General features: G+C 67.8%; 26 protein-coding genes and 1 pseudogene. 12 read left to right on the forward strand and 15 right to left on the reverse strand.

The features are described 5' to 3' along the window. Nucleotides 1-261: 261 nt before the first annotated feature. The 4 genes and pseudogenes from flgE to D3874_RS08640 form a co-directional block, all read left to right on the forward strand. Nucleotides 262-1,463 (forward strand): annotated as a pseudogene (flgE, locus tag D3874_RS08620) (flagellar hook protein FlgE); the annotation flags it as partial. A gap of 26 nt (nt 1,464-1,489) precedes the next feature. Next, nucleotides 1,490-2,251 (forward strand): FlgK family flagellar hook-associated protein, encoded by a 762-nt coding sequence (locus D3874_RS08630; protein WP_119777726.1) that lies wholly within the window; start codon nt 1,490-1,492, stop codon nt 2,249-2,251. Nucleotides 2,252-2,331: 80 nt separating this feature from the next. Then, a complete protein-coding gene (locus tag D3874_RS08635; RefSeq protein WP_147385584.1) occupies nt 2,332-2,859 on the forward strand; it encodes a flagellar basal body rod C-terminal domain-containing protein in 528 nt (175 codons plus the stop codon). 5 nt (nt 2,860-2,864) lie between these two features. After that, complete coding sequence (locus D3874_RS08640) at nt 2,865-3,866, forward strand: hypothetical protein (protein WP_119777728.1); 1,002 nt, start codon at nt 2,865-2,867, stop codon at nt 3,864-3,866. 40 nt (nt 3,867-3,906) lie between these two features. On the opposite strand, the gene D3874_RS08645 is transcribed toward D3874_RS08640, so the two are convergent. Then, nucleotides 3,907-4,206 (reverse strand): flagellar protein FlaG, encoded by a 300-nt coding sequence (locus tag D3874_RS08645; protein WP_147385585.1) that lies wholly within the window; start codon nt 4,204-4,206, stop codon nt 3,907-3,909. 402 nt (nt 4,207-4,608) lie between these two features. Here D3874_RS08645 and D3874_RS08650 point away from each other — a divergent pair, with 402 nt between their 5' ends. Beyond that, nucleotides 4,609-5,487, forward strand: coding sequence for a flagellin N-terminal helical domain-containing protein (locus tag D3874_RS08650; protein ID WP_119777730.1), 879 nt, complete (start codon nt 4,609-4,611; stop codon nt 5,485-5,487). 31 nt (nt 5,488-5,518) lie between these two features. Next, complete coding sequence (locus D3874_RS08655) at nt 5,519-5,854, forward strand: hypothetical protein (RefSeq protein WP_119777731.1); 336 nt, start codon at nt 5,519-5,521, stop codon at nt 5,852-5,854. 194 nt (nt 5,855-6,048) lie between these two features. Here D3874_RS08655 and D3874_RS08660 read toward each other — a convergent pair whose 3' ends face one another. From D3874_RS08660 to D3874_RS08680, 5 genes are all read right to left on the reverse strand, one after another. Then, on the reverse strand, nt 6,049-7,098 hold the full coding sequence (locus D3874_RS08660; RefSeq protein WP_119777732.1) for an N-acetylneuraminate synthase family protein: 1,050 nt from the start codon (nt 7,096-7,098) through the stop codon (nt 6,049-6,051). Further along, nucleotides 7,098-7,739 (reverse strand): NeuD/PglB/VioB family sugar acetyltransferase, encoded by a 642-nt coding sequence (locus tag D3874_RS08665; protein WP_158595904.1) that lies wholly within the window; start codon nt 7,737-7,739, stop codon nt 7,098-7,100. The genes D3874_RS08660 and D3874_RS08665 overlap by 1 nt, the downstream gene beginning before the upstream one ends. Further along, nucleotides 7,736-8,821, reverse strand: a complete 1,086-nt coding sequence (locus tag D3874_RS08670) for a nucleotidyltransferase family protein (protein ID WP_119777733.1) — start codon at nt 8,819-8,821, stop codon at nt 7,736-7,738. The genes D3874_RS08665 and D3874_RS08670 overlap by 4 nt, the downstream gene beginning before the upstream one ends. Nucleotides 8,822-8,855: 34 nt before the next feature. Further along, nucleotides 8,856-10,052, reverse strand: a complete 1,197-nt coding sequence (locus D3874_RS08675) for a LegC family aminotransferase (RefSeq protein ID WP_119777734.1) — start codon at nt 10,050-10,052, stop codon at nt 8,856-8,858. Nucleotides 10,053-10,340: 288 nt separating this feature from the next. Further along, the gene (locus tag D3874_RS08680; RefSeq protein WP_119782218.1) at nt 10,341-11,339 is read right to left on the reverse strand and encodes an NAD-dependent 4,6-dehydratase LegB; all 999 of its coding nucleotides are present in this window, start codon (nt 11,337-11,339) and stop codon (nt 10,341-10,343) included. Between the two features lie 98 nt (nt 11,340-11,437). Between D3874_RS08680 and D3874_RS08685 the strand changes: the two genes are divergently transcribed. From D3874_RS08685 to D3874_RS08695, 3 genes are read left to right on the forward strand one after another with little or no spacing between them, the layout of a single operon-like run. Beyond that, entirely contained in the window at nt 11,438-12,097 is a 660-nt protein-coding gene (locus tag D3874_RS08685) for an acylneuraminate cytidylyltransferase family protein (RefSeq protein ID WP_119782219.1), read from the forward strand. Beyond that, complete coding sequence (gene neuC, locus D3874_RS08690) at nt 12,094-13,263, forward strand: UDP-N-acetylglucosamine 2-epimerase (protein ID WP_119777735.1); 1,170 nt, start codon at nt 12,094-12,096, stop codon at nt 13,261-13,263. Before D3874_RS08685 ends, neuC begins: the two co-directional genes overlap by 4 nt. Then, nucleotides 13,260-13,598, forward strand: a complete 339-nt coding sequence (locus D3874_RS08695; protein ID WP_119777736.1) for a flagellar biosynthesis regulator FlaF — start codon at nt 13,260-13,262, stop codon at nt 13,596-13,598. Before neuC ends, D3874_RS08695 begins: the two co-directional genes overlap by 4 nt. A gap of 128 nt (nt 13,599-13,726) precedes the next feature. Here D3874_RS08695 and D3874_RS08700 read toward each other — a convergent pair whose 3' ends face one another. From D3874_RS08700 to D3874_RS08720, 5 genes are all read right to left on the reverse strand, one after another. Then, nucleotides 13,727-16,708, reverse strand: a complete 2,982-nt coding sequence (locus tag D3874_RS08700) for a motility associated factor glycosyltransferase family protein (RefSeq protein WP_119777737.1) — start codon at nt 16,706-16,708, stop codon at nt 13,727-13,729. Further along, nucleotides 16,705-18,612, reverse strand: a complete 1,908-nt coding sequence (locus D3874_RS31135) for a tetratricopeptide repeat protein (protein ID WP_119777738.1) — start codon at nt 18,610-18,612, stop codon at nt 16,705-16,707. Before D3874_RS31135 ends, D3874_RS08700 begins: the two co-directional genes overlap by 4 nt. 2 nt (nt 18,613-18,614) lie before the next feature. Further along, on the reverse strand, nt 18,615-19,049 hold the full coding sequence (gene flaF / locus D3874_RS08710) for a flagellar biosynthesis regulator FlaF (protein WP_119777739.1): 435 nt from the start codon (nt 19,047-19,049) through the stop codon (nt 18,615-18,617). Beyond that, nucleotides 19,018-19,428 carry a flagellar biosynthesis repressor FlbT gene (locus tag D3874_RS08715; RefSeq protein WP_158595905.1) on the reverse strand — a complete coding sequence of 137 codons (411 nt, stop codon included), beginning with the start codon at nt 19,426-19,428 and terminating at the stop codon, nt 19,018-19,020. The genes flaF and D3874_RS08715 overlap by 32 nt, the downstream gene beginning before the upstream one ends. Nucleotides 19,429-19,571: 143 nt before the next feature. Then, nucleotides 19,572-20,450 (reverse strand): flagellin, encoded by an 879-nt coding sequence (locus tag D3874_RS08720; protein WP_119777741.1) that lies wholly within the window; start codon nt 20,448-20,450, stop codon nt 19,572-19,574. Nucleotides 20,451-20,715: 265 nt separating this feature from the next. Between D3874_RS08720 and D3874_RS30140 the strand changes: the two genes are divergently transcribed. After that, nucleotides 20,716-21,609 (forward strand): LysR family transcriptional regulator, encoded by an 894-nt coding sequence (locus D3874_RS30140; RefSeq protein WP_274380575.1) that lies wholly within the window; start codon nt 20,716-20,718, stop codon nt 21,607-21,609. Nucleotides 21,610-21,619: 10 nt separating this feature from the next. Here D3874_RS30140 and D3874_RS08730 read toward each other — a convergent pair whose 3' ends face one another. The 4 genes from D3874_RS08730 to D3874_RS08745 all read right to left on the reverse strand — a co-directional run bounded on the left by D3874_RS08730 (nt 21,620) and on the right by D3874_RS08745 (nt 24,250). Further along, nucleotides 21,620-22,075: a hypothetical protein gene (locus D3874_RS08730; RefSeq protein ID WP_119777743.1), complete on the reverse strand. Its 456-nt coding sequence runs from the start codon at nt 22,073-22,075 to the stop codon at nt 21,620-21,622. Further along, on the reverse strand, nt 22,065-22,370 hold the full coding sequence (locus D3874_RS08735) for a rod-binding protein (RefSeq protein ID WP_119777744.1): 306 nt from the start codon (nt 22,368-22,370) through the stop codon (nt 22,065-22,067). Before D3874_RS08735 ends, D3874_RS08730 begins: the two co-directional genes overlap by 11 nt. Next, nucleotides 22,370-23,479 carry a flagellar basal body P-ring protein FlgI gene (locus tag D3874_RS08740; protein WP_119777745.1) on the reverse strand — a complete coding sequence of 370 codons (1,110 nt, stop codon included), beginning with the start codon at nt 23,477-23,479 and terminating at the stop codon, nt 22,370-22,372. Before D3874_RS08740 ends, D3874_RS08735 begins: the two co-directional genes overlap by 1 nt. A gap of 165 nt (nt 23,480-23,644) precedes the next feature. Further along, on the reverse strand, nt 23,645-24,250 hold the full coding sequence (locus D3874_RS08745) for a HupE/UreJ family protein (protein ID WP_119782220.1): 606 nt from the start codon (nt 24,248-24,250) through the stop codon (nt 23,645-23,647). A 232-nt stretch (nt 24,251-24,482) separates the two neighbouring features. Here D3874_RS08745 and D3874_RS27905 point away from each other — a divergent pair, with 232 nt between their 5' ends. Beyond that, nucleotides 24,483-24,935, forward strand: coding sequence for a hypothetical protein (locus D3874_RS27905; protein WP_147385587.1), 453 nt, complete (start codon nt 24,483-24,485; stop codon nt 24,933-24,935). A gap of 137 nt (nt 24,936-25,072) precedes the next feature. Next, nucleotides 25,073-25,783: a transposase gene (locus D3874_RS08750; RefSeq protein ID WP_119777746.1), complete on the forward strand. Its 711-nt coding sequence runs from the start codon at nt 25,073-25,075 to the stop codon at nt 25,781-25,783. Nucleotides 25,784-25,809 lie beyond the last annotated feature (26 nt).

A 25,809-nucleotide genomic window follows, 5' to 3' on the forward strand; every position in this document is an offset into this window, starting at 1 on the left:
ATCCCCCTTAACGCTGTCGTGAAACTCTAGACCAGATAGGAGCGTTTTGCACGGTCAGGCGCTGTGACCTGCGTCACGACCGGCAGATTTTGCCCGCAAGCGCCACCCGATGCCATTTGAAAGCCCTTGGATTTCCTGGGTTTTCGCGATTGGTCCGCCCCTTGCACATACCGGCCATGAAGGCTGCCGATGATCGGGCGCCGTCCAAATTTCAAGGAAAACGCCATGAGCTTCGTCGGCTTCTTCTCCACTTCCCTCTCGGGCCTCAATGCCCAGGCCCAGGCGCTGGGGGCGATTTCCAACAATATCGCGAATTCACAGACGGTCGGCTATCGCCGGGTAGATACTCGGTTCGAGGATCTGGTGACCCAGGCCAGCCAGAGCCACTACCAGCCCGGCGGCGTGGTCGCCTCACCGCTCTACGTCAATAGCGCGCCCGGGGTGGTCGAGACCACCGGCACCACGACCAACCTGGCGATCACCGGCAACGGCTTCTTCGTCGTCTCCAAGCCGACGGATGTCAGCGGTTCCACGGTCTCCTTCGGGGCCCAGGACTATTTCACCCGGGCCGGCGATTTCCAGATCGACGACAACGGTTACCTGGTCAATGGCTCGGGTTACTACGCCCAGGGCTTCACGATCGATCCCGCCACGGGCCTGACCACCGGCTCCATCGGCCAGGTTCAGGTCACCGAGCAGATCATGCCGCCCAAGGCCAGCACCGGCGTCACCTATCGCGCCGACCTGCCGGCCGATGCCGCGGCCGGCGCGCAGCCCCCCTCGTCGGTCGATGTCTTCGATTCGCTGGGCAGCGCCCATTCGCTGGACCTGACCTGGACCAAGGGCGCTGCCGCCGGGGCCTGGACCCTCGACCTCGCGGCCCCTGACGGCACGGCCACCGCCGGCCCCTTTGCCGTCACCTTCGACGGCGACGGCCTGCTCGCCTCGGTGACGCCGTCGCCGGTCAGCATCGATGTGACCTTCCCCGGCGCCACCCCCCAGACGATTGCGATCGACCTGGGCGCGATCGGCTCGGCCAGCGGCACGACCCAGTATTCCGGCACCACGATCGACCTGGTCAACCTGGCGTCCGACGGCTTCCCAGCGGCGGCTTCCGCGATGCGACCATCGATTCGACCGGCCGGGTGTCGCTCAACTACGACAACGGCGAGAGCAGCGTCGGCTTCCAACTGGCTCTGGCCCGCTTCAACGCCCCGCAGAACCTGCAGACCGTCGAGGGCAGCGCCTTCCTCGCCACCGGCAATTCGGGTGCCGCCCTGGTCGGCAAGCCGGGCGAATCCGGGCTGGGCAAGCTGACCGGATCGGCGGTCGAATCCTCGAACGTCGACATCGGCAAGGAATTCACCGACCTGATCACCACCCAGCGCGCCTATTCGGCCAACGCCAAGGTGCTGACCACGGTCGACGAAATGCTGCAGGAAATCCTCAACGTGAAGCGTTGAGGGCCGGCTGAAGCGGGAGACGTGTCATGAGCCTGAACGGAGCCATGAGTGCCGCCCTGTCGGGCCTCAACGCCCATCAGCGCGCGCTCCAGATCGTCAGCAGCAATGTCTCGAATGCGCAGACCGCGGCTTATACCCGCAAGTCCGTGACGGTGCAGGCGCAGGACAATCCCGGGCAAGGGGTGACCACGATCGCGGTCACCCGGGCGACCGATGCCGCCCTGGCCCAGGACCTTGTCGCCTATACCGCCCTGGCCGGGCAGACCGGCGCCCAGGCGAGTTACATGAAGCAATTGTCGAGCCTGTTCGGCAGCGCCAACGGCAATGCCGACCTGGCGACCGCGACCGAAGACTTCACCTCGGCCTGGGCGGTGCTGCAGGCCAGCCCCGACAGTGTCGAGGCCCAGGCGGATGTCGTGGCCAAGGCCGCGGCGCTGGTCGATACGGTCAATCGCCTGGCCGAGGGGGTCGACAAGGTCGACGCCCAGGTTCAAGCCGATACCGGAGCCGCCGTCGACGATATCAACGGGATTCTGACCGATATCGACAGCCTGAACGACCGCATCACCGCCGGGCGACGCGAGGCCGGCGACACGGTCGAGCTCGAGGATCAGCGCGATGCCCTGGTGCTCAGGCTCTCGAACCTGATCGACGTCAAGACCATCCCCGGTCGGACGGTGGCCTGGCGGTCTATACCGCCGGCGGCACCACCCTGGTCGATCAGTCGGCCGCCAGGCTCACCTATGACGGCACCGATGTCACCCGGGCCGGCGATGCCCAGCCGCTGACCGGCACGATCCGGTCCGGCCGGCTGGCCGGGCTGCTGGCCCTGCGGGCCGACGGCCCCAGCGCCGAGGCGGGCAGGGGCGTGATCGACGAGTTGCGCGATCAGCTTGCCGGATTTGCCGGCCTGTTCACCGATACCGCGGCTGGCAGCTTCGCCGCTGCCTATGACGGCGCCACGCCGGTTGCGGCGGGCGAACTGGCCTCGGGCTTCTTCGTGGCGACCGGCAGCGGGCTCGCCGTCAACCCCGCGCTGCTGGACGGCACGGCGACGGTCAAGCAATCGGGCATCGCCGCCGCCAGCACCGCCATGACCGATGCCACGCGCGGCTTTGCCGCCACCGGCATCAGCCTGACGGGCGAGGATTATTCAGGCATCGCCGGTGCGATCACGGCGGCGCTCGCCCGCGATGTCGGCACCGTCACGGCGAAGGCCACCTTGTCGGAAGCGACACGCGGCGAGGCACAAACCCGCTTCGCTGCCGCGGTCGGCGTCAACATGGACGAGGAACTGGCCAATCTGCAGGTGCTGCAGAATGCCTATGCCGCCTCGGCCCGGGTGATGCAGGTGGTCAACCAGCTCTATGACGATCTCTTCGGGATCATGAGGTAACGGCCATGCTCGCAGTCTCGTCCTACGGCTCGCAGCTTCTGGCGCTGGCGAGCATGAAGCGCAACCAGGCGGATTTCGACACCCTGTCGCAGCAGCTCGCCACCGGCGTGAAATCGGCCGATCTGTCGGCCTACGGCGGCACCGATGCGCAGCGCATTCTCGACTCCCACCAGGAGGTGGCGCGGCGGACGGCCTACAACAAGGGGATCGACATCGTCGAGCCGCAACTCAAGGCCTATGACCTTCAGTTCGGCCGGATGGAAGACCTGGCCACCCTGGCCGAGAAGGCCCTGGGCGGGCAGGACAGTTATGATGCCGACAATGTCGCCCAGTTGGGCACGCAGATCGACAACGTCCTGCGCGACCTGACCAGCCTGCTGAACGAGCGCGTGGCGGGCCAGAATGTCTGGGGCGGGCGCAACAGCGACACCCTGCCGGTCACGGACCTGACGACGCTGCCGACCCTGGCCGCCGCCGATCCCTTCGTCGCCGTCGGTGATCCGGCGGCCGGCGACTACACCTTGCCGGACTATCACGCCGGCGCGCCCGGCACCGATCAGGCGGCCTGGACCAAGGCGGTGTTTTCGCCCGAGACCGGCAGGACCGTCCAGTACGGCCAAGTCGCCAACGAGCCGGCGATCCAGCGCCTGGTTTACGCCCTGCGCCTGGCCAAGAGCGGCGTGGAGGCGGCACAGGCCGCGGCGACGCCGGCAGCGGCCGAAGCCGCCTTCGACAGCTTTCGCCAGCAGTCGATCGATGAGTTGTCGTCCAGCCGCAACGGCCTGCGCGCCCTGCGCGCCGACGTCTCGACCGACCTCAAGTCGATCGCCGACAGCCGCGAGGCCAACACGGCGATGATCAACCTGATGCAGGACGAGCACAGCAATATCGTCAATGTCGACAAGACCGAGGTTGCCGTGAAGCTGACCCAGGTGCAGGCGCAATTGGAGGCGACCTACAAGGCCACCGCCGCGCTCACCCAGACCTCGTTGTTGAAATACCTCTGACCGGCATAGCGCCGGTCGGAATAGCACTGACCGGGGGCCGTCAGGCCTCGATCTCGACACCCGACGACTGCCTGTTACCGCCGGAGCGGACGGTGACTGCCGGGGCTGTCGTCTTTTCGCCGGCCGGCTGCCTGGTTTGGTGCGTCTGCTGACGGCGATATTCCCGCACGATCGTCTCGCTGGGGAACTGGGTGACCACCTCGCCGGTGGCATCGTCGCGAACCTGCATGATCATCAAGCCCAATTCACGATCGAACGAAAATCGCGGATTGAAGTAGGTCGGTGCGGCCGGGCTTACCGGCTGCGCGCTTTGCGCCTGGGTCGCCGAACCAGCCTGCACGGCAGCGACCCCGGCCGATGCCACCGCCGGGGGAGAGGGGATTGCGCACCACCGATGCCGAGGCTCGTCACCATGATCGAAAGGCCCATTGGGCAGGGTGGCGCCAGCCACCTGAAAAGCGCCTCAAAGTTGCCCAACATCCTTTGCGCGCTTGTGGGTATTTTTATCCCCAATTCGGTGAGAGTCAAGCGGGCAGGGAGATTTTGCCTATCTGTCGCAGGCCGCCCCGTCAGGCTGGCAGAATCTGCCGGCCGGGGCTGGGGCCAGTTTTGACTGCGGGAGAATATACGTTGTGAATCAATTAGTTGACCGTTATTTGACACTTGGCACGGTGCTTGAAATGTCCCCAGCGAACCGCCGCGACAGAACGAGGCGGCCGCCACACCTAGAAGGGACAAACCAATGGCTGATATTGCACTCACCTCGACCACCCGGTCCAACCTGCTGTCGTTGCAGCAGACGACCGATCTCGCCAACCGTACCCAGGGGCGGCTTTCGACCGGCCTGAAGGTCGCCAGCGCGCTCGACGACGCGGTGGCCTATTTCCAGTCGAAGGGGCTGAGCGATCGGGCGGCGGACTTCACCGACCGCAAGAACGACATCGACCAGGGCATCTCGTCCCTGAAGGCGGCGGTCAACGCGACCGAAGCCGGCGACAAGATCCTGAAGCAGCTCAAGGGTATCGCGATCTCGGCCAAGACCGCCGACGATACCACCAAGGCTGACCTCTCGGCCCAGTTCACCGACCTGCTGGACCAGTTGAACAGCCTGTTCGGCGATGCCTCGTTCCAGGGCACCAATCTGGTGAACTCGACGGTGCAGGATCTGACCATCCGCTTCAGCGAGGCGACCACCTCCGAGCTGCAGATCAACGGCCGCGACCTGCGGGCGGGCGCCCTGTTCACCGCAGCCGCCAACGCCTCCGATACCGGCTCGGACATTTTTGCCGCGCTGGTCGGCGGCTCGTCCTTCACCGCCATCGCCGCCTCGGCGCTGGTCACCACCATCAACGATCTGGCGAACACCGTCGACGGTGCGGTTTCGACCGTGCGCGCGGCGGCGGCCAATCTGGGCTCGAACATCACCCTGCTCCAGACCCGCCTCGATTTCTCGAAGAACTACATCAACACCCTGACGGAAGGCTCGGACAAGCTGCGGCTGGCCGACCTGAACGAGGAGGGCGCCAACCTGGTGGCCCTGCAGACCCGCCAGCAGTTGGCACTTCAGGCGTTGCAGTTCGCCGGCCAGAACGAAAAGGCCGTCCTGCAGCTCTTCCAGTAATCGCAACACCCAGACACGTGGAGATTGACCAATGACCAACACCAAAGCCGCCCTGTCGGCCCGTGAAGAAGCCGCCTATCCCTTCCTCGAATGCGCGGTGCTGCTCGATCATGCGCGCAAGGGCGGCGACGCCCTGCCGCTGGCCGATGCCCTCGATGTCAACGCGGCGCGCTGGATGACCGTCGCCAACCGCGCCACCGGCCGGGCCAACAGCCTGCCGGCGACCACCACGGCGTTCTTCGACCGGGCCAGCCGCTTCATGGTCGAAGCGGCCCGCACCCTGCGTCACCAGCGCGACGAAAAGGTCATCGACATGATGATCCACATGAACCTGAACATGTCGGAAACCATCCTCAGCACGCACTGAGGCCGGCATGAACAGGCGATGGCGGCCGGAACCCTGAGTGTTTCGGCCGCTTGTCGCTCGAGTATTCCGGGCAGAGACCTTGCACGGACACCCTGCGTCCTTCGACAAGCTCAGGATGAGGGGAATTTTTGTGGCAAAAAGATTCACCTCATGGTGAGCCTGTCGAACCACGCAATCAGGTCGATCCCACTCGACTATCCGAGATCGGCCCAGTTCAGGGCATGATTGGCGGCGACCGGGCGCAGCAGGATGCGCCCCGCCACCTTGTCGAGCTGGTCGGGTGAAATCCCGTCGCCGGGGCGCAGGGCCACCAGGCTGTCGAGATCCAGGCGGATGCCGGCGGCGAGATCGCGCTTTGCGCACAGGCTGCGCTTGGCCACGGCCGCGACATTGCCTTCGCTGGCTGCCGGCGCCTTCACCCCGTTGCCCAGCGCCCGCTCGATCAGGCGGATGCCGCGCACCAGGGCGCCCAGCGATTCCGGCGTGGCCGAGGTGCGGTGATCGGGCCCGGGCAGGGACTGGTCGAGCGTTACATGTTTTTCGATGATGGCGGCCCCCAGGGCGCGGGCGGCAAAGGCCGTCTCGTTGCCCAGGGTGTGATCGGAATAGCCGGTGACGACATCGAAACGCGCCGCCATGGTCGCCATCGCGCGCAAGTTGGCATCCCTTGGATCGGCCGGGTAGTTCGAGGTGCATTGCAGGACCGCGACCGGGCCGCTGCCGGCCCGGGCCAGCACGCCGAGTGCCGCCTCGACTTCCGTCAGCGAAGCCATGCCGGTCGACAGGATCACCGGCAGGCCGGTGTGGCCGACCGCGCTGAGATGCAGGTGGTTGCGCACCTCGCCCGACGGCACCTTGATCATGGGCATGCCCAGCGAGACCAGGAAGGCCAGGCTCTCCTCGTCGAAGGGGGTCGAGAGGAACAGGATGCCGCGGGACCTGGCGTAATCGGCCAGGTCGCGGAAGACCTCGAAGGGCAGTTCCAGGGCGCGCAGCAGGTCGGCCTGGGTGCCGTCGCTGCCGGTGGTTGCTTCCTGATAGGCGGCCTTGGGGGCATCGGCCCGGGTCAGGGCCTGGGTGCGCCAGGTCTGGAATTTCACCGCATCGGCGCCGGCCGCAGCGGCCGCGTCGATCAGGGCACGGGCCAGGGCCGGGTCGCCGTTATGGTTGACCCCGGCCTCGGCGATGATGAAGCAGGAGGCATCGCCGCCGATCGGGCGGGGGCCGATGTGAAAGGCGCCCATCAGGCGACGTCCCGGCCGCGCATGGGCCTGGCCGGCACCCCGATCACGGTGAAGCCGGCGGAGACATCATTGGTCACCACCGCGCCGGCGCCGACACGGGCACCGCGGCCGATCACGATCGGCCGGTCCGGCCGGCCGTTGCTGACCACAGCGCCGATCCCTAAGAACGCATCGTCGTGAATCGCGGCATTGCCGGCGACATGGACGCCGGGCGCCAGGCTGACGAAATCGCCCATCACCACGTCATGGGCGATGGTCACACCCGGATTGATCAGGACATGGGCGCCGAGGCGGATGTTCACCGTCAGGCTGACCCCCGGCAGGATGATGGCACCGGCGCCGATCACCGTATCGTCGGCGATGGGGGTCGCGGGGTCGATCAGGGAGGTGGCGGCAAGCCCGGCCGCCGCCGCTGCCGCGGCCAGATGGCGGCGCAGGGCACTGTCGCCGACGGCGATCGAAACCTCGGCCCCGGGCCAGCGCGCGACGGCGCCGTCGAGGGTTACCACCGGATGGCCGCCCAGCGTGCCGGGGGCGCGATCGACGAAAGCGGTGACACGGCGCCCCAGGCGCTGTGCCAGGAAGGCAGCCTCGCGCGCCAGGCCGCCGGCGCCAAAGATCAGCAGCGGACGCTCGCTCACCGGCCCAGCCCTCCCGGGACCGCGCCGAAGACGGTGCGATAGTCGGCATTGGCCTGGGCGAATTCCGCCTTCTGGCCGACGTCCAGCCAGTATTCGTGCATGGGGAAGGCCACCACCTTGCCACCGGAATCGACCACCCGGTCGATCAGGGTGGGCATGTCGATCGGCTCGCCCTGGTCGATTTCCTGCAAGGCTTCGGGCGAGAGGACATAGACGGCGGCATTGACCATGAAGCGCAGTTCCGGCTTTTCGGTGATGCGGGCGACCAGGCGCCCGGCCAGGTCGACGGTGCCGTACGGCACCTGCACCCGGTATTCGCGCACGCACAGGGTTACGTCGGCGCGCTGGCTGCGGTGATAGTTCAGCAACTCGTCGTAGTCGACATTGGTGAGCAGGTCGCCATTGGCGACCACGATCGGCTCGATCACGGCGTCGCGCACCAGGCCCAAGGCGCCGGCGGTGCCCAAGGGGCGGTCTTCCTCGATATAGCGGATCTCGGCGCCGAAGCGGCTGCCGTCGCCGAAATAATCTTTGATCTTCTGGGCCTGGTAGTGGACCGAGATGAAGAAGCGGGAATAGCCGTGGCGCAGGAAGGATTCCATGATCGTCTGCAGGATCGGCCGGTCGCCCACCGTCAGCATGGGCTTGGGGGTGTCGTTGGTCAGCGGCGCCAGGCGCTTGCCGAAGCCGCCGGCCATCAGCATGACCCAGCCGTCCTTGCGCCCCTCGACGATGGCCGTGCCGTCCAGGGTTTCGATGCCGGTGATGCGGCCCAGCGCGTCGAGCTGGGGCAACTGCCGGATGTGGTGCTGGCGGCAGCGGGAATAGAGTGCGAACAGCTCGGCCGTCGACACGCCGGCACGCTTGGCCAGGGGCCTCGCGTTCATGATCTTCTCGATCGGGGCCTCGAACGAGGTGCCGGCCAGGATCGCCCGGCGGACGTCACCGTCGGTCACGGTGCCGACCAGGCGATTGTCTTCGTCGGCGACCAGGCAAATCTTCACCGGTGCCGCGTTGAGGGTCTCGACTGCCCGCTTCAGCGGCCAGTCGGGACGCACCAGCATCTGTCGCCAATCGGCCATGCGATACCCGTTCCCTTAGCTATCACGGGGCTCATTAAACGCTGGACAAGGTTAAAAGATCGTTGGCCACCGGCAGATGGTCGGCCAGCCAGGCGCTGGACGGCAGGTTCACCAGTCGGGCGATGATATCCAGCGCGACGGACAGGGAGCCGGTGCGCGGCGCCGCGTTGAAGGCGGGCAGTTCGTGCATCGGCACCCAGGCCGGGCGGGTGTCGATTCCCATGGCGTTGGATTGGGCCAGCACGGCGTCGCGCGCAGCCTGATCCTCGACCAGGGCTGCGTTCAGCCAGAAAATGCTGCGGTCGCCCTGGGGCTCGTCGAGGAAGGTCACCCCGTCGAGGCCGGCCAGCGCGCGCCGGTACCAGGCCGCGACCCGCCGCTTGGCCGTGATCAATTCATCCAGGGCCTCGACCTGGGCCAGGCCTAAGGCGGCGTTCAGGTTGGGCAGGCGATAGTTGAAGCCGACCTCGTCATGCAGGAACTGCCAGTCGTGCTTGACCCGGGCGGTGGTGGTCAGGTGTTTCAGCCGGCGTGCCAGGGCTTCGTCGTCGGTCACGATCATGCCGCCGCCGCCGGTGGTGACGATCTTGTTGCCGTTGAACGAGAAGGTGCCGATGCGGCCCACCCCGCCGCAGGGACGCCCGCGATGCAGGGTACCCAGGGCTTCGCTGGCATCCTCGACCATCGGCAGGTCCCAGCGCAGGCACAGCTCGGCGAGCGCGGTCAGGTCCGCCGCATGGCCGAAAATATGCACGGGCAGCACCGCCGCGATGCGCCGGCCCTCCAGGAACAGGCCGTCCGGCCGCCGCACCGCCCTGGTGCGCAGGAAATCGTCGAGAGCGGCGGCATCGAGGCCCAGGGTCGTCGGCTCGCTGTCGGCCAGCAGGGGGGTGGCACCGCAATAGGCGATGGCGTTGGCGCTGGCCACAAAAGTCAGGGTCGGGCAGACGACCAGATCGCCAGGCCCCACGCCCAGGGCGTGCAGGCTGGCATGCAGGGCCGCGGTGCCGTTCACGGTGGCGACCGCGAACCGGGTCCCGGCCCGTGCCGCCATCGCCGCTTCGAAACGATCGACATAGGCGCCGACGGAGGAGACCCAGCCGGTATCGAGGCAGTCCTTCACATAGTCCCATTCGCGACCCCGGAACACCGGGGTGTGCAGGGGCACCTGGCCCTCGAGGCACAGGTCGTCGCGGATGATCCGGCGCAGGCGATCGGAGAGGGGGTGCATCACTGATTCATCTCGATAAGGCCCTCTCCGCCGCGCGCGGGGGAGAGGGAGGGGACCCGTCGCGTCAGCGATGGGGAGGGTGAGGTGGTGGTCGGGCAAGAACGTGCTCTATGCCGCCGACCCACCTCACCCCACCCTCTCCCCCCTGAAGGGCGGAGAGGGCTACTTGGGATCGACGGGGTTGCGTGGTTCGACAGGCTCACCATGAGGACAATCTTTTTGCCACAAAGACCCTCCTCATCCCGAGCCTGTCGAAGGACGCACATCGGCGCTGCCATCCCGGTCTCCTCAAATATTGTACTGCCCCGCCTTGTAGCGGGCGAGGTTGGCGGGGTCGCGGAACCAGTCGACGGTCTTGGCCAGGCCGCGCGCGAGGCCGTCACGGCCGCCATGGGCCGGGCGCCAGCCCAGCAGGCGCCGGGCCTTGTCGTTTGATGCCCACAGGCGTTCGACCTCGCTGGCGGCGGGGCGCAGGCGCTGGTCGTCGGACTCGATGTCGAGGTCGCAGCCGATCACCTGCGCGATCAGGCGGGCGGTGTCGCCGATCGAAATCTCGAAGTCGCTGCCGAAGTTGATCACTTCGCCGGCAATCTCGCTCTGGGCCAGGGCGATGAAGCCGGCCACCGTGTCGTCGACATAGTTGAAGTCGCGGGTGGGGTGGACGGCGCCCAGCTTGATCCGCCGCGTACCCGCCAGCAACTGGGTGATGACCGTGGGGATCACCGCCCGGGCCGATTGGCGCGGGCCATAGGTATTGAACGGCCGTGCCACCGTCAGCCCCAAGCCGAAGGCGGCATGGAAGGAGAGGGCGATCTGGTCGGCGCCGATCTTGGTGGCGGAATAGGGCGATTGGCCCTGTAACGGGTGGTCCTCGGTGATCGGCACGAAGCGGGCGGTGCCGTAGACTTCGCTGGTCGAGGTATGGACCACCCGGCGCACGCCCAGGTCGCGGGCGGCCTGCACCACGTTCAGGGTGCCGGTGATGTTGGTATCCACATAGGAGGCGGGCGAGTGATAGCTGAACGGGATGGCGATCAGCGCGGCCAGGTGCAGCACCGTGTCGATGCCGCGCATCGCTTCGCGCACGCCGTGGGGGTCGCGGATGTCGCCGGCGAAGACCTCGAACTTGCCGCGCACGTCGGGCGCGGCATTGTCCAGCCAGCCCCAGGAATTGAACGAGTTGTAGAAGACGAAGGCGCGGGTGTCGAAACCCTGGCGCACCAGGGCCTCGACGAGATGCGAGCCGATGAAGCCGTCGGCACCGGTGACCAGGATCTTAGCCGCCATGACCATTTCCATGCGCGGGTTGCAGCCCGCTGTTAACCATGTCCATGCTGTCACGGGATCGTTAAGGAACTCTTCAGGCTGTTGGGCGAGTTTTGGGCATGATCGACGGCCAGCGTGTACTCGCCCTCATTCCCGCCCGCGGCGGCTCCAAGCGCTTGCCGGGCAAGAATGTAAGGCCCTTTCGCGGTCGCCCCCTGATCGCCTGGAGCATCGAGGCCGCCCTGGCGGCCGCGGCGGTCGACCGCCTCGTGGTTTCGACCGACGACGATGCGATCGTCGCTGCAGCGCTCGCGGCCGGGGCGGAAGTGCCGTTTCGCCGCCCGCCGGCGCTGGCCGGCGACGGTGCCGGTTCGGTCGATGTCGCCCTCCATGCCCTGGATGCCCTGGGCGATCCCGCCCGGATCCTCCTGCTGCTGCAACCGACCTCGCCCTTGCGCCAGGCCCAGGATATCGACGCTGCCCTGCGCCGCCTGGCCGATGGCGCGGCCCCGGCCGTCATCGGCGTGACCACGCCGTTCAAGCCGCTGGGCTATCATGTCCGCCTCGGGGCAGGGGACAAGGTTACCCCGGTCGAGGTCGAGGGGGGTGACGAGATCCGCCTGATCAACGGCGCGCTCTATGCCATTCGCGTCGACGTGCTGCGGCAGGCTCGCGATTTCGCGCCGCCGGGGACCGTCGCCTTCGAGATGCCGTTCGAACGCTCGATCGACATCGACACGGCGCTGGACTGGCAACTGGCCGAGGCCCTGGCGCCATGAGCAGGATCTGCGTCGTCACCACCACCCGCGCGGAATACGGCCTGCTGGTGCCCCTGCTGCGTGCCATTGCCGCCTCGCCCAGGCTCGACCTTCAGCTCGTGGTCAGCGGCACCCATCTCGACCCGGCGCACGGCCACACGATCGGCGAGATCAAGGCCGACGGCTGGAAGATCGATGCCGCCGTCGAGATGCCGATCGGCGGCGCGGGCGTCCACCAGGTGCGGGCCTTGGCCAAGGGCCTGGAGGGGTTCGGCCGCGCCTTCGCCCGGCAGAAGCCCGATGCCGTGGTGCTGCTGGGCGACCGCTTCGAACTGCTGACCGTGGCGACCGCGGCCACCGTGCTGCGCCTGCCCATCGTTCACCTGGAGGGCGGCCACGTCACCCAAGGCGCGATCGACGATTCCGTCCGCCATGCCTTGACCAAGCTCAGCCACCTGCATTTCACCGCCCATGCCGACTATGCCGCGCGGATCGCCCAGATGGGCGAGGCGCCGGCGCGGATCCATGTGGTCGGGTCGCTGGCGGTCGACAACATCATGGCCCTGCCGCGCCTGTCGCTGGCGCAGTTGGAAGCCCGGGCGGGGATCGATCTTGCGCCGGGCTTTGCCCTGCTGACCTATCACCCGGCGACCGTGGCGGGCGAGGCGGCCAGCCTCGCGGAACTCGATGTGTTGCTGGCCGCGCTCGATGCCTTCCCGAAGCTGGCCCTGCTGGCGACGGCGCCCAATGCCGACCCGGGCGGCCTGGCCGTCCGCGAGCGGCTGGAGGCCTATGTCGCAGCCCGGCCCGGCCGCACGGTCCTGATCCCGTCGCTGGGGCGGCAGGCCTATCTGTCCGCCGTGGCGCTGGCGGCGCTGGTGATCGGCAATTCATCCTCGGGCGTGATCGAGGCGCCGGCCCTGGATACGCCTTGCGTCAATATCGGGGCGCGGCAGGCTGGCCGTCTGCGCAGCCCCGGGGTGTTCGATTGCCCGGCCGATGTCGGCAAGATCAAGGCCGCGATCGGCAAGGCCATGCGCCACAAGCGCGGCGGCAAGGCCTCGATCTTCGGTGACGGCCACGCCGCACAGCGCATCGTTTCGATCCTCGAGGCGACGGACTTCACCAATCTTTTACTTAAAAGCTTCCATGATCAGCCTCAACAGCGGGAGGCTCGAATGCCATGAGCGAAGACGAGAAATTGAATCCGGTGGAAGAAACAGCTTTTCCCTTTCTGCAACATGCCGTGCAACTCGATCAGGCGCGGGCCGCCTGGGCCGTGCTCGACAAGGCCCTGGGCAAGAATGCCGAGATGTGGCTGAAGCTGACCGACGACGCGCTCGCCGCCCACGGCAAGCTGCCGCTGGAAACCATCGAGTTCATCCACAAGACCTCGGCCTTCGTCGCCAAGGTCGCCGCGGCGGTGCGCACCGAAATGGATGACAACCTGCTCGATACGCTGATCAAGCTGAACCTGAACATGTCGGAAATGATCCTGGCCAGGGACGCCCAGGCGGCGTAACCTTGTAACTCCCTCGCCCCGCTTGCGGGGAGAGGGCTGGGGTGAGGGGCCGGCCGGGTCAGGGCGAGGCATCGACACCCCTCACCCTGACCCTCTCCCCGCAAGCGGGGCGAGGGGATTTACCTTTTTCAGCTCCCGCCCAGGATCGAGAAGACGCTCTTGCTGGAAACCGGGTCGGGCTGGATCATCGCGCCGATCACCTCGCGCTGGGCCTGCGCCGCGAAGGCGAGGCCGCGCAGGGTCATCTCATAGCGCGTGGTCGCGGCCGCCTTGGCGGCCGACATTTCGTCGAACTGGGCGTCGTTCAGGCGCAGGGCCTCGTCACCCATGGCATCGAGCCGGCTTTGCAACATGCTGGTTCCCACCTCGGCCTGTAGGCCGCCATTGCTGAGATCGTCGGTCGCCTTGCGCACCAGTTTCATGGCGGCGGTGATGTCTTCGATTGCCTTGGCCTGGCCGTCGCCGGTCAGCCCGCCGTAAGTCCAGGCCGAGCCGACCGGCAGGCCGCCCGACTTGAAGTCGGCGGTCCAGGTGTCGGTGCCGTCGGTGAAGGTCAAGGTGTCGCCATCGCGCGAGATCAGCGACAGGTCGGCGACGGCGACCCGCTTGTCGCCGACGCTCAGGGTCTGGTCGATGAAGTTGGGCTCGAACTGCCTGCCGGTGCCCTGCTCGACCAGGGCGAAGCGGCTGCCCAGCGCGCGCAGCGACAGCAGGATCTGGCTCGATCCCGCGTCGATGAACTCGGACCGCGCGCCGTTCTGCCCGGCGGCGACATTGCCCACCAGCTCGTCGAGGCCGGCACCGCGGCTGCCGACCGCGATATTCAGCCGGTTGATGGCCGTGTCGAAGCCATTGGCATTGCCGTTCTTGGCCGCGGCCAGCGCCTCGTTGAGGCGCAGCAGCACGGATTGCGAGGTCTCGCCGGCCGATTTCAGCGCGCTCACCGCATCGTCGGCGGCCGACTTCACTTCCGAGAGGCGATTGATGTCCTGTTGCAGCGTGGTCAGCGCGCTCGACTGGTTGAAGCGGTTCTGGATCGTCGCCAGTTGCTGCTGGTGGCGGGCTTCCACGCCGGCCTTGATCAGCAGATAGGTGCGGTCGAGCGCCGCGCTGATCTGCGCCTTCTGCTGGGTGGCCGAAAGGCCGAGGAGCGAGGTCATGCGCGCATTTCCTCCGTCAGCGGCGCCGCCTCGTCGAGGTTTTCCTCGAGCCGGCGCAGAAGTTCGACGGTGCCGTCGCGCATGAAGCAGACGATCGCCCGATACTCCTCGAAGAAGTCGGCGATCAGCCGCTGGCGCTTGGCCCGATCGGTAATTCGATGAGCAAAGAACATGCCGATCTTGGGCATCGAGCGGATGGACCCGATGGCCACGCTGTGGGTGCCGGCATAGTTGCCCTCCAGGGTCGCCATGAAGGGTCCTAAGCGCCGCCAGAAGCTGACCAGGTCGCCATCCTCGGCGATCGTCTCGTCGACCAGGGTCAGCAATTCGGCAAAGAAGGCCTCGGCCGCGCCGAGCAGGACGCCGCGCGGCCAGCGCGCCAGGAAGGCGCCGGGGCGAAGGGGTGGTGATGCGGGCGAGATCGGCGTTCAGCCGGCTGCGGTCGGCCAGATGCGACAGGCGCCGGATGGTCGACGACAGGCGCGGCGTGGTGGCGTGCAGGCGGGCGCCGTCGGCGGTGTTGAGCACATTGAGGCGCAGGTGGGCGGCGGCGTCGCCGATCATGCGGGCGCACAGCGACAAGATCCAATGGGTCTCGACCGCGCCGCCGAAATTGCCGGGCAGGGTCTGGTTGAACTGGATCTTGGCGTCGACCGCCTTGAACTTCTGCTCGGTGCCGTAGATCGAATCTTTCGAATGCTTGGCCTGGCCCAGCTTGGTGCCGCAGTCGGTGCCGAACAGCACCAGCTCGGTGAAGCCCAGGGCCGCGGCGAGGCGCACGGCCGTGTTGACGCAGGTCGGGGCGGCCCCGCGCAACTCGTGGCGCGGCGGCGCCAGGATCCGGGTCGAGCTGACCGAGTCGCGGAAGAAGAAGTATTTTTCCGCGAACAGGGCGGGCACCCGGGGATCGACCGTCATCGAGGCGATCAGCTTGATGCCCGACAGGTCGAATTCCCGCGCCAGCGCCGAGAGCACCTCGAAGGTCGCCTCGCCATTCTCCAGTTCGCAGTGGAAGTCGGGGCGGATGCCGTTGCGCAGGCAGACCCGCAGGCCGGTCCCGGCCGAGAAGACGATGCCGTCGCGTTGCAGGCGCTTGAGATCGTCCAGCGAGCGGTCGATCGACGGGCCTGAGCCGACGATGATCGCGGTTTCCTTGCGGGCCAGCTTGGGCTTGGCGTCGATCACGCGATAATCGTGATGCACCATGTTGCCGACGGCATTGGTCATCATCAGGAGTTCGTCTTCGTAGAACCCCTTGGAGATGAAGATCTGGTCGACCACCAGTTGCAGGCGGTCGCGGGTCTCGGTCAGGGCCCAGGACGGGTAGTGCAGGAAGACATAGGCGCCGTCGATGAACGGCTCGCCCACCCGGCCGATCAGCGCCTTGACCGCGTCGACGATGGCCTCGGGCGTGGCCGACAGGTTGACCTCCAGGGTCAGGCCCCGCGCTTGCGCCCGCTCGAACAGGGCGGGCCAGTCGACCGTCTCCATGGCGTGGGCCATGAACTCGGCCACCGGCTCGACGATCAGGACGTGGCGGGCCTTGGTGGTCTCGATCAGGCCGGCCAGGTGGTGGCCGAGGCCGACCCCCAGGATGACCAGGAAGGTGCCTTCGTAATCCGGCTTATCAGTGAGCGTGGTGATGCCCATCTCGCGCAGGCTGCCCAGCAGGCGATCGCGCAGGCGCGCCGAAACCGCGCTGCCGATGTTGGCCCCGGCCAGGTCGTTGAGGAAGAAGCGCAGCGGGCGCGCCTCGAAGCGTTCCACCTGATCGGCGGCGATCTTGCTGCCGTCGCCGGTGTAGAGACGGCCCTGGCCCAGGTCGATGTCGATGGCGCGGCCGGCCGCGTCCCGGATCAGCTTGGTGTGCAGCGGCCCCGTGGGCAGGGCCGCGGCGGCCGCGGGAAAGCGCGCAGCGAAATCGGGGTTCGCCGGCGCCGGGGCGGTCATCGTGCCGCCTCGCGCAGGGCATCGAGCAGCGCCTGGGCGAAGCGCTGCGGGGCGAAGGCGGGGGCGGCGGCGGCGGCATCGGCCGTGCGCTGGCGGGCCTCGCGGTCGCCGGCCAGGCCGACGGCGATCTCGACATAGCCATCGATCGTCGGGGCGGCCTGGGCACCGAGGCCCAGCGCGGACAGGGCGGCGGCGGCGAACCGGCGGTGGCGGACGGGACCGGCCAGGGCAACGGCAGGGGTCGCCACGGCCGCGGCGGTGACGACGTCGTGGCCGTCGGTGGCGACGAAGGGTGTCAGCAGCAGGTCGAGGCCGGCGGTGAAAGCCTGATCGGCCCCGTCGACGATCTCGATCCGCTCGGCGATCCCCAAGGCCGAGGCGCGGGCGATCAGGGAGGCGACATTGTCGGGATGGCTCATCTCGCGGTCGCGCAGCAGCAGCCGGGCCTGCGGCAGGCGGGCGAGGATCGCCGCCCAGGCCTGCAACAGCTCGTCGTGCAACTGGCCGGGCAGGATATCGGCGCCCAGCAGGGGGACGGCGTTGCCGGTGACCAGGCGGGGGCTGCGTTCCAGCCGGCCGACCAGGCCGCCGGCGCAGGGGGCGACAGGCAGGGGCCCGGTGCCGGGGTCGAGGGCATTGCCGCCGATCATCAGGTCGAGCCCCGGCGCGAAGCCGTCGAAGGCGCCGTTGAGCCAGGCCGCGGCGCAGCCGGCGGGGTGCTGGGCCAGGGTGGAGAGATGGAGCGCCGCGCCGATGCCGCCGGCGTCGAGCAGAATATTCAGGTTCTCGCTGGCGATGGTGTAGGCGAGGGTGTCGCCGTCGAAGTCGGCGGCATCGATGTGCCGGGCGACGCGGCCCTGCAGCAGGCGGTTGCGGGGCGCCGCCAGGGCGCCGCTGCCGAACACGACCAGGTCGGCCGCGCCGCCGTCGCGCAGGCCCTGGCCCAGGACGGCGATGGTTTCAAGGTCGCGCGGGTGGGTCAGCGCGGCGGCCAGGACGCCGATCCGGCGCGGCGCCTCGACGCCGGCGACATGGCCGGCGATGGGGGCCGCACCGCATAGCGGTGCCTGGACCTGTGCCACCAGGGCGGCGAGCGGCGCACCGTCACGCGGTGTCGCGGGATCGAACAAAGCGGCGACCAGGCGTGTCGCCACCAGGTCGGCCTCGGCCCCCGGGGCAAGATCGGCGGCGGCCTCGGCACAGATGCCGTGGGCCGCCTGTGCCTCGCCGGCGCAGGCCAGCGCCAGCCCCAGGCGCGACAGGTCCCAACTGTCGGCGGTGCCGTTGGCGGCGAAGCGGGCCAGGATATCGGCGGCGCGGCGCGGCTGCCCCGCGGCCAGTTCGGCATCCGCCAGGGCCCGCTGGGTCATCCCGTCGTTGGGGCTGAAAGCCGCCTGCACGGCCAGGTTCTTCCGGGCCTCGTCGATCTCGCCCCGCGCCAGCGCGGCCAGGCCGCGGGCCAGGAACGGGCGCTCGCCGATGGTGCTGAAGGCGGTGGTGAAGCGCGGCCAGCCGCGCGGGAACAGCGCCAGGGTCGCCTCGTCCAGGCCGTTGGCCTTGGACAGCTTGGCATAATAGGTCGCCTCGGCCAGTTCGCCGGCCAGGGCGAAGAGAATGGCCAGCGCCTCGGCGATCACGGCGCTCGCCGGGGCCAGGTCGTGGGCTTCGCGCAGGGCCTCCAGGGCCAGGGCGAAATCGCTCGACAGGAAGCCCAGGTGGCCCATCGCGGTCAGCGCCGCGGCATCGGCGGGCGCCTGTTCCAGCCGGCCCTCGACCCGGGCAATCGCCTGGTCGCGTTCGCCCGCGTCGAGCAGGGCAACGATCTCGCCCAGGAACGGGGCGATCATCTGGTCGGCGCTGGTGGCGGGCGCCGCGGGGGCGGCGGCGAGGCTGGCAATGGTCAAGGTTACACCGAGTGGCTGAAGCCGCCGGCGGGCTTGGCCGGCACGGAAACCGTTGCTGTCACCGCCGCGGTCGCGGGCGTCGCCAGCAGGCCGGCGGCGATCTCGCGGTTGATGCGGATCAGGATGTCCAGCTTGCCGGGGCTGGGATCGGCGAGCACGCCGACCGTGTGGCGGTCGATGAAGTTCGACAGCGACAGGACATTGGCCTTCAGCTCGTTGGGCATGGGCGAGTCGGGCGACATCACGCCGGCCTGGAAGATCGTCCACAGGCGCCAGTTGCGCCGGACGGCATCCAGGAAGGCGGCGTTGTCGGCCGGGTTGCGCTGGGCCTCCGCCAGGCGGCGGGCGGACTCCGTCAGGGCCCAGCCCTCGGTGCGCCGCGGATCGCCCTCGGGCGGGATCTGGCTATAGGTGGGCCGGCGCTGGGTCGGGTACATGGGCGAAAATCTCCTTCTCGTGCGCCAATAGCTTCTTGGCCGTCTTCAGCGCGGGATAGATCTGCCGGGTCGCCAGTTGTTCGGTGATCTCGGCGATGGTGGCGGCGGCACTGGGGGCCGCGGCGGCGTAGTCCGCAAGAAATCCCTTGGCGGCAGCCTGATAGTCGGCGGCGCGGTCGGGGAACAGGTACAGGCACTGAAGCACGTAATAGATACGGGTGGCCGGCGTCTGGGCGTCTTCCGCGGCCAGGATGTCCTTGCCGCGCAGGATCTGGGCGCGATTGAGCACCGACAGAGTCGCAGGCCCACCGGCATTGGCGATGACGACGCCGTTGACGATGATCTTCTCTTCCGGTGCTAGCGTAATTTTCAGGGGCACGCCGAAACCTCCTCGTCTCACTCGACGGAGGTCACTCTGGGCCCGGTTTCGTTAATTCGAGGTAAAGCGCGCGGGCGCTTGCCTCAAAGCAGAAGGGCGGCCCAAGGCCGCCCTTCCGTTACCAACCCTGTTTTTGCTGTCGCTCAGCGGAACAGCGACAGGACGTTCTGCTCGCTCTGGCCGGCGAAGTTCAGGGCCTGCAGGGCAAGCTGCTGGCGGGTCTGCAAGGCAACCAGGTTGGCGCCTTCTTCGTTCAGGTCGGCCAGGCGCAGCTTGTCGGCGCCTTCCGTCAGCGAGTTCACATAGTTGCTGGTGAAGTCGGCGCGGGTCTGCAGCAGGGTGATGTTCGAGCCGAGGTTCGAGGCCGTGGCGCGGACCGTGGAGACCGCCGAGTCGACCGCCGAGGTGATGTCGTTGATCGTGGTGATCAACGCCGAGGTCGCGATGGCGGTGAACGAGCTGCCGCCGATCAGGGCCGCGGCGATGTCCGAACCGACGTCCGAGGCATTGGCCGCAGCGGTGAACAGGGCACCGGCGCGCAGGTCACGGCTGCTGACGTCGAGCTGCGCCGTGGTCACTTCCGAGAAGCGGACGGTCAGGGACTGGGTCGTCGAGTTGACGAGGTTGGTGCCCTGGTAGCTGGCGTCGCCGAGCAGGCTGTTCACCTGGTCGAGCAGGTCGGCGAACTGGGCGCCCAGGTCGGCCTTGCCGGCATCGTCGGCGGTCTTGGCCGAAATCGCGACGCCCTTGATCTGCTTCAACAGCTTGTCGACCGATTCGGTGGCGTTCACCGCGGCCTTCAGGGTCGAGATGCCCTGGTTGATCTCGTCCTTGCGGGCGGAGAAGTCGTTGGCGCGATCCGACAGGGTCTTGGAGGCGAAATAGGCCGCCGCGTCGTCGATGGCGCTGGACACCTTCAGGCCGGTGGCCAGACGGGTCTGGGTCCGGTTGGCGAGGTCGGTGGTCTGGTTCAGCGAGAGAAGATTGGACCGCGAGGTGGCGGTCAGGGTGATATCGGCCATTTGCTTGATCCTTCTGGGTCTTGGTTTCGAAGCTCTTCTGAGCCTCGGCAGGATCAGTGCAGGGTCCGTGCCAAAGAACCGGAATGGCGGAAAATCTTGCCGATTTGGGAATTTCGCGCCGGCAGCTCGGCAAAATTTGCCGGCTCGAGGGGTTTTACCCGGCAAAACTTGCCGGCTGGGCAACGACTGCCCGGCACCTTTTGCCGTCGATCGCCATCGCTTTCGCCTCTATCCTGCCCGGTGGCAGGCAGGGGCCACGGCGATCGTGAACTTCGACATCAAGGCGGCGGTGCATTTCGTGGCGGTGGCCGAGGAGGCCTCGTTCACCCGGGCCGCGGCCAAGCTGGGGCTGGCCCAGCCCTGGCTGTCGCAGCGGATCAGGCTGCTCGAGGCGCAACTGGGCTTTGCCCTGTTCACCCGTACCACAAGGCGCATCGAGCTGACCGAGAAAGGCCATGCCTTTCTGGCGGCCGCGCGCCCGCTGGCCCAGGCCGCCGCGGCCCTGGCCCAGGCCGCGCGCGCCTTGGGCCACGCGGATCCGGCACGCCTGCGCATCGGCGCGCCGCCCTACAGCGCCCGCATCCCGGTCCGCACGAAACTGGTCTCGGACTTCATGGCCCGGCACGGCGATGTCAGCCTGGAGTTGGAGATCGGCTGGACGCCCCTGCTGCTCGAGCGGGTGCTGAGCGGGGCGCTGGACGGCGCCTTCGGCATCGGCTGGCTGCAGCCCGAGGGGTTGCGGCAGGTGCCGATCTGTACCCTGGCGGTCGAATTCCTGCTGGCTGCGGACGATCCGCTGGCCGGGACCGGGCCGCTGCCGGCCGCGGCCCTGGCCGGGCGGCGGGTGGCGGTGTTCACCCGCGGCCTCTATCCCCAATTGTTCGACGTGGCCTTCAAGCCGCTGGCCCAGGCGGGCGCGCAACTGGTCCAGATCGTGGAATTCCACGAGGAGCCCGAGGCGGACCAGCGCGAGACGCCGCCCCTGATCGTCACCGATTTCGGCCTTGGCCGCTCGAGCCTGGCGAAATCGGTCAAGCGCACCCGTCGTCCGTTGCAGGATTCGCCGCCCGTGCCGTTCAGTTTCTTCACCAGGGCCGAGGGCGCCACCGCCCCGGCAGAGCGGTTCTGGCGCCTGGCCCAGCAATACGCCCAAACCTAGGTCCGGGCGCCTAGACCTGGGCGTGGAAGGCCATCGCCGCCGGCGCCGCGCTGGCGGTGCGGACCGCGGCCCCCGGGCCATAGCCCAGCACCGGCCGGGCCTGGGTGGCGACGGTGTCGGCGATCGAGCGCATCAGGCGATCGGCCACGGTGCGGGCGGCCGCGATCTGGACCGTGTGCAGGGCCAGGATCTCGCGCAGGCGGGCGGTGGGCTCGCGCAGGGCGGCGCTGGCCCCGATGTCGCGGGCGACCGCTTCCGGCCCGCCCAGGCGGTGCAGCTGCGCGTCATAGGCGGTGACCACCTGCAGCTTGGCCTCGACCAGCGGCTGCAGTTTCTCGAAGCGGCGGTCGGCCATGGCGCCGCACTCGTTTTCCACCGCCTGGGTCAGGCGATCGGTCAGGCTGGCGAGGATCGCCACTTCGCGGGCGGGCAGGGGGGCGTCAGGTGGGGGCGCGTCATTGGCCATGGGGGATCTCCTGGGTCACCATGAGGGAACGGATCAGCATGTCGGCGACGCCGATGCCGCCGCGGGCGGCGATCGCCTTGCCGTATTCCTGGGTCAGGAAGCCGCGAAAGGCTTCCTCGCCCTGGCCGCCGCCGAAGGGGCCGTCGGTCTTCAGGCCCGCGAACATCGGGCTCATCATCTCGCTCAGCACCATGGCCTCGAAATCCTGGGCCGACGCCTTGAGCTTCGCCGGGACCGCGGGCAGGGCCTTGTAGGCCGGATAGGCGACGGTGACGGGATCGGCGAGGGTGCTCATCACATCACCTCGATATCGGCCTGGAGGGCGCCCGCGGCCTTGATCGCCTGCAGGATCGAGATCAGGTCGCGCGGGCCCACCCCCAGCCCGTTGAGGCCGTTCACCAGGTCTTGCAGGCTGACGCCCGAGCGCATGACCACGACCCGCTGCTCGCCCCCTTCGTCGACCTGGACGTCGGTGCGCGGCACCACCACGGTCGAGCCGTCCGAGAACGGGGCGGGCTGCGAGACCTGCGGGGTTTCGGTGATGCGCACGGTGAGGTTGCCCTGGGCGATCGCCACGGTCGAGACCCGGACATCGGCGCCGATGACGATGGTGCCTGAGGCTTCGTCGATGACGATGCGGGCGGTCGTGTCGGGGGTGACACGCAACTGTTCGATGCCGGTGACGAAGGCGACGATATCGGCGCGTGCCGCCGGCGGGATCTGGATTTCCACGGTCGAGGGATCGAGCGCCCGGGCCGCCCCGGTCAGCTTGGCATTGACCGCCTGGGCGATGCGCCGCGCGGTGGTGAAATCGGGGTTGCGCAGGGCCAGGCGCAGGGTGGGCTCGGTGCCGAAGGCATAGGCCACCTCGCGCTCCACCACCGCGCCGTTGGCGATGCGGCCCGAGGTGGGCACGCCCTTGGTCACGGTGGTGGCCGCTCCTTGCGCCTTGAAGCCGCTGACCGCGACCTGGCCCTGGGCGACGGCATAGACCTCGCCGTCGGCGCCCAGGAGGGGCGTGACCAGCAGGGTGCCGCCCAGCAGGCTCTTGGCATCGCCCAGCGCCGAGACGTTGACGTCGATCCGGCTGCCGGCGCGGCCGAAGGGCGGCAGTTCGGCGGTAACCATGACCGCGGCGACATTCTTGGTCTTGAGGTCGCTGTCGCGGGTGTTGACGCCCAGCCGTTCCAGCATCGCCTCCAGGCTCTGCTTGGTGAAGGGGGAGTTGCGCAGGGAATCGCCCGAGCCGTCCAGCCCGACGACCAGGCCATAGCCCACCAGCATGTTGTCGCGCACGCCCTGGACGCTGGCGATGTCCTTGATCCGCGATTCGACGGCCTGCGCCCACGCCGGGGCGAGCAGGGCGGTCAGCAGGACCAAGAGGGGGGCGAAGTACTTCGACATCGGCTTCCTTCCGAACGCGCGGATTTCTTCCGCTCGGGGGAGACGATGCCAAAGCCATGCCAGGAATTAGCTAAATGAAATCAACGCCTTGCCGTCTATGCCCGGCCCCGGGCCCGGCAAGCCCTGCCAGGAGGGCGGCAATCTCTGCCGCCCTGCGCACCGGGCTCAGAGCGCGCCGCCCAGCAGGCCCAGGCCACCCAGGGCGATGAGGCCGCCGGCAGCGCGGACGACCAGCGCGCCGTATTTCTCGCCGGCCTTGCCGACGGCAAAGCCCAGCCCGATGCCGCCCAGGTGCAGCAGGGCGGTGGCGGCCATGAAGCCGGCACCATAGCCGAACGCCGAAGCGTCTTGCGGCATCTCCGCGCCATGGGCATGGCCGTGGAAGACCGCGAAGAAGCCGACGAGGCCCATGGCCAGGGCCGGCGGCGCCTCGACGCCCGCCGCGACGACCGCGCCCAGCACGATGACCGACAGGGCGATGCCCAGTTCGACAAGGGGCACCTCGACGCCCGCGACGCCCAGCGCCCCGCCCACCGCCATGATCCCGACGAAGCTGGCCGGCACCAGCCACAGGGCGCGGCCGCCCATCTGCCAGGCGAAGATGCCGACGGTTACCATGGCCAGGATGTGGTCGAGGCCGGCGATCGGATGGGCGAAGCCCTGGGCCAGGCCGCCGCCATCGCCATGCCCGCCATGGGCGAAAGCGACCGTGGGCAGCAGGCAGGCAACAGCGGCGAGCGATAGGCGACGGGCCAACGGGCGAAGCGGCATACGGGGGAACTCCATCACGGGGGACGCGGATGACCCCATCACGATGACCGCAATGCAGCATTCGGGCAATCGGCAGAATTGGGGCTGTGTCTGCCGGGTCGTTTGCCGACAGCGTCCCAATTCTGGCGCTGTCCGCGATGCGGCGGGTTGGTTGAACCGCGATGTTCACGCTATGATTGTTCGTAGCGGGCTGCGACGGTGAATGGGTGGCGCCAATCGGGGATACGACAGAATGCTGCATCCGGCATATCCAGAGGACATCGATTGGGAATGGTTCTGCGCCGATAGCTTTGGATCGGTCGGTGTTTTCTTCACGGCTGGTCGCGCACCAATACCAGTCGAAGTGTTGAGGTTGCAGTGGAATGATCCCGACGTGACCGGCGATTTTTTCAAATATCCGCGTATTGTTGGTTCTGACGGCGATATTATTTACCAGTCGACGTATGAATATTATCCAGAACGTGGGATATTTGTATTTGATTGGAGCGATATCCACAGGATCCGGGACTACCTAAATCAGTACGAATTTATCGCTGCTCCGTTTCAGCCGGCAAAAATCGCGGACTTTCCGCCCAGTTTGGTTTCCCGCATCCCTGTAATCCTGGATCACTCCGTCCGGTTTGCAGACCGGGTCAACGTTGACGTCCGTCGTTTTTTTGACTGTGTGGAAGGGGATCACTGCTGATTATCGCAACGAGCCATGATGACGGGCACGGCAGGAAGTGACCTTGAACGTCGCTGATTCGCCCGCGCAAAAATAGGGGACGGACCACGATTTCAATGTTAATTTCCTCCCGATCCTGACCGAGAGGGCCATGCGCCATGCCCCGGCGTCCCCGCGTCATCCTCCCCGGTGCCTCGCTGCACCTGATCCAGCGGGGCAATAATCGCTCGGCCTGCTTCTTCGCCGAGGCGGATTACCGCTTCTATCTCGATCATCTGGCCGAGCAGGCACAACGGCACGCCTGCGCCATTCATGCCTGGTGCTTGATGACCAATCATGTCCATCTGCTGTTGACGCCAGCGGCGCCGGAGAATGCCGGGCATCTGATGAAGGGCCTGGGCCAGCGGTATGTACAGTATGTCAATCGCCGCTATGGGCGCAGCGGGACGTTGTGGGAGGGGCGGTTCCGCTCCTGCCTCTTACAGGAAGAGGCTTATGTGTTGGCCTGCCATCGCTATATCGAACTCAATCCCGTCCGTGCGGGGATAACGGCGCATCCCGGTGACTATCCCTGGTCGAGCTACCGCGTCAACGCGCAGGGGGACGGCTCCGCCCTGGCGACGGCGCATCCGCTCTATCGCGCCTTGGGTGCCGATCAGGCTGCCTGCGCGAAGGAATATCGGGCGCTGTTCCGCGGCCGGCTGAGTGCCGATCTCGTCGAGCAGATCAGGCAGGCGACCAACGGCAACTATGCGCTCGGCACGCCACGCTTCGCCGCAGAAGTCGAAGCCACGCTGGGCCGGCGGGCCACCCGCGGCCGGGCTGGTCGGCCGAAGCGGCTGGCGGAGAGCGAGGCGGGCAGTGGATAAACGTGGTCTGTCCCCTATTTTTGTTA

It is taken from the genome of Oleomonas cavernae, from assembly GCF_003590945.1.
GTDB classification, from domain to species: Bacteria; Pseudomonadota; Alphaproteobacteria; order Zavarziniales; family Zavarziniaceae; genus Zavarzinia; species Zavarzinia cavernae.

What these genes read in the sequence shown, in the direction of transcription:
- D3874_RS08680 (WP_119782218.1), bottom strand. Translation starts at nt 11,339, where the DNA reads ATGGCGGCTAAGATCCTGGTCACCGGTGCCGACGGCTTCATCGGCTCG.
- D3874_RS08675 (WP_119777734.1), bottom strand. Translation starts at nt 10,052, where the DNA reads ATGCACCCCCTCTCCGATCGCCTGCGCCGGATCATCCGCGACGACCTG.
- D3874_RS08650 (WP_119777730.1), top strand. Translation starts at nt 4,609, where the DNA reads ATGGCTGATATTGCACTCACCTCGACCACCCGGTCCAACCTGCTGTCG.
- neuC (WP_119777735.1), top strand. Translation starts at nt 12,094, where the DNA reads ATGAGCAGGATCTGCGTCGTCACCACCACCCGCGCGGAATACGGCCTG.
- D3874_RS27905 (WP_147385587.1), top strand. Translation starts at nt 24,483, where the DNA reads ATGCTGCATCCGGCATATCCAGAGGACATCGATTGGGAATGGTTCTGC.
- D3874_RS08655 (WP_119777731.1), top strand. Translation starts at nt 5,519, where the DNA reads ATGACCAACACCAAAGCCGCCCTGTCGGCCCGTGAAGAAGCCGCCTAT.
- D3874_RS08640 (WP_119777728.1), top strand. Translation starts at nt 2,865, where the DNA reads ATGCTCGCAGTCTCGTCCTACGGCTCGCAGCTTCTGGCGCTGGCGAGC.
- D3874_RS08630 (WP_119777726.1), top strand. Translation starts at nt 1,490, where the DNA reads ATGAGCCTGAACGGAGCCATGAGTGCCGCCCTGTCGGGCCTCAACGCC.
- D3874_RS08660 (WP_119777732.1), bottom strand. Translation starts at nt 7,098, where the DNA reads ATGGGCGCCTTTCACATCGGCCCCCGCCCGATCGGCGGCGATGCCTCC.
- D3874_RS08750 (WP_119777746.1), top strand. Translation starts at nt 25,073, where the DNA reads ATGCCCCGGCGTCCCCGCGTCATCCTCCCCGGTGCCTCGCTGCACCTG.
- D3874_RS08685 (WP_119782219.1), top strand. Translation starts at nt 11,438, where the DNA reads ATGATCGACGGCCAGCGTGTACTCGCCCTCATTCCCGCCCGCGGCGGC.
- D3874_RS08720 (WP_119777741.1), bottom strand. Translation starts at nt 20,450, where the DNA reads ATGGCCGATATCACCCTGACCGCCACCTCGCGGTCCAATCTTCTCTCG.
- D3874_RS08740 (WP_119777745.1), bottom strand. Translation starts at nt 23,479, where the DNA reads ATGTCGAAGTACTTCGCCCCCCTCTTGGTCCTGCTGACCGCCCTGCTC.
- D3874_RS08745 (WP_119782220.1), bottom strand. Translation starts at nt 24,250, where the DNA reads ATGCCGCTTCGCCCGTTGGCCCGTCGCCTATCGCTCGCCGCTGTTGCC.
- flaF (WP_119777739.1), bottom strand. Translation starts at nt 19,049, where the DNA reads ATGTACCCGACCCAGCGCCGGCCCACCTATAGCCAGATCCCGCCCGAG.
- D3874_RS08730 (WP_119777743.1), bottom strand. Translation starts at nt 22,075, where the DNA reads ATGGCCAATGACGCGCCCCCACCTGACGCCCCCCTGCCCGCCCGCGAA.
- D3874_RS08700 (WP_119777737.1), bottom strand. Translation starts at nt 16,708, where the DNA reads ATGACCGCCCCGGCGCCGGCGAACCCCGATTTCGCTGCGCGCTTTCCC.
- D3874_RS08695 (WP_119777736.1), top strand. Translation starts at nt 13,260, where the DNA reads ATGAGCGAAGACGAGAAATTGAATCCGGTGGAAGAAACAGCTTTTCCC.
- D3874_RS08735 (WP_119777744.1), bottom strand. Translation starts at nt 22,370, where the DNA reads ATGAGCACCCTCGCCGATCCCGTCACCGTCGCCTATCCGGCCTACAAG.
- D3874_RS08670 (WP_119777733.1), bottom strand. Translation starts at nt 8,821, where the DNA reads ATGGCCGATTGGCGACAGATGCTGGTGCGTCCCGACTGGCCGCTGAAG.